Source organism: Sedimentitalea todarodis (assembly GCF_032595355.1).
In the GTDB taxonomy this organism is placed as follows: domain Bacteria; phylum Pseudomonadota; class Alphaproteobacteria; order Rhodobacterales; family Rhodobacteraceae; genus Sedimentitalea; species Sedimentitalea todarodis.
In genome coordinates, this window is record NZ_JASMWN010000077.1 from 1 (window position 1) to 1,778 (window position 1,778).

A 1,778-nucleotide genomic window follows, 5' to 3' on the forward strand; every position below is an offset into this window, starting at 1 on the left:
TCAACAACAGACGTCTACTCGGCCCCATCGGAAACATCCCCCCAGCAGAGGCCGAAGACAACTTCTATGCACAGCGCGACGTGCTCGATATGGTCGCGTGAAATGAAGCTATAGGTCTCCGGTGAAACCGGGGCGATTCATAACCTTCAAACGTACTCACTGCACATTGGCCCGATTTTGCGTATCTACTCGCACCGGCTGGAACATCAGCAAGGGAGTATTGAACCGGGCAAGCTCGCCAACTTTACCATCCTTGCGGACAACCCGGTGACGATTGATGCAGCCAAGCTCAAGAATATCGAGGTTTGGGGAACGGTCATGGAAGGCCGAAAGCTTCCTGTCGGATACGAGAAGACCCAAAAGGCTTCGCTATATCCAATGCCAGACGGGGCTGACAAGGTAGAGTTTTCACGTGCCGCCGTAGAGCACACCGTAAGCGCTATTCATGCGCACGTTTAGCGTTGCAAACATGATCCACGACACTCTCAAACCCGGGAGGAACCAATTTCGCAAATGGCCCGTAAGGAAACGAAAATGACTATTTTGATGAAACTGTGACTCTGTTGCGTAAATCGGGTGGCGGCCATGCCTCCCCTTTCCCCGGACACACTTATCCCACGGCCTCTGTGAGGGGTATGCCGAGTGTGGTGAAGCCGTTCATAACGGCAACGCGAACCTGAAGTTCGGCGACTTGGCAGTCAGGGCGTCTTGCCATCAGGCGTTGGCCCAGCAGTTTCATGCAATGCATCTTCGTCTCGACGCGACTTCGGCGGTGGTAGCCACTCCATTTCCGCCAGAGTGCCCGTCCGAGGTATTTCGTTGCCCGAAGGGCATCGTTGCGCGCAATCGCTCCCGCCGTGTCGGGCTTCCAGGGTTTTGCGTTCTTGCGCGGCGGGATCACGGCATTTGCCCCACGGTCAGCCCCTCTCGTGCATGTAAACATGCACTGCCGGGCAGTGGATGGCATTGTGACACTTACGGGTGTCGTAGGCACCGTCTGCGATGACACTGTCGATCTCCTGATCGGGCGGGATCTGGTCGAGCAGTTCCGGCAACATGGGTGCATCGCCGATATCGCTGCCGGTGAACTCGACCGCTCGGATTTCCGGTGTTTTCTCGTCGATCCCGAGGTGAACATTGCGCCAGACGCGGCGTTTGGAGCCGCCATGCTTGCGGGCATTCCACTCCCCTTCGCCCTGGACCTTGATCCCGGTGCTGTCCACTGCCCGGCAGTGCATTGCGCAGCAATGTCACGAGAGGGAATGAGCAGGTGTAACGGCCCCCGTGAACTCCGATACGGGATGTTCACGGCCAGGGTCTTCTACCGGCAGGACACCGTGCTGAAGTCCGGCACCAACCAGTCCTGCCCGCTCAATTGCAAAAAGCTCTCGACGAAGCCGGTCGTCTGCCTGAGCGCCATGCCGAACGGAACCTTCATCGACAGGCATGTCTGGATCGCGGCGTCGCTAAAGGTGGGCTGTCGGCCACGCTTGCCGGTCGGCTTGGCCTCCCACGTCATCTTGGGATCGAACCAGCCTTACGGCGATTGCCTGCAATCGCCTACCGGCCAAAGGATCATCAGCGAGCCCCGGCGCTTGAGCGCTTCGTTTTAGGCCCGCCAGTTCTGGATCTTGTAGGTCGGGGGTGTTGGTCTGCTCATACTACGCGACTCCCGTCCGTAATCGTTTTCTGATGGCCAACTTCGTACCGAAGATCGGGGTGTTTTCGTTTGCTCTGAGACGGCGGCGCAGCTCATCGAAACCAGTCCTGAACCAGGA

Annotated in this window: 1 protein-coding gene and 1 pseudogene; one reads left to right on the plus strand and one right to left on the minus strand. The window is 57.9% G+C overall.

Annotation, left to right across the window (positions count from 1 at the left end; translation table 11 throughout):
• Positions 1-177 precede the first annotated feature (177 nt).
• The gene (locus QO231_RS26010; protein ID WP_316783189.1) at positions 178-459 is read left to right on the plus strand and encodes an amidohydrolase family protein; all 282 of its coding nucleotides are present in this window, start codon (positions 178-180) and stop codon (positions 457-459) included.
• 151 nt (positions 460-610) lie between these two features.
• Here the strand turns inward: QO231_RS26010 and QO231_RS26015 are convergent.
• A pseudogene (locus QO231_RS26015) lies at positions 611-1,660 on the minus strand (IS5 family transposase).
• Positions 1,661-1,778 lie beyond the last annotated feature (118 nt).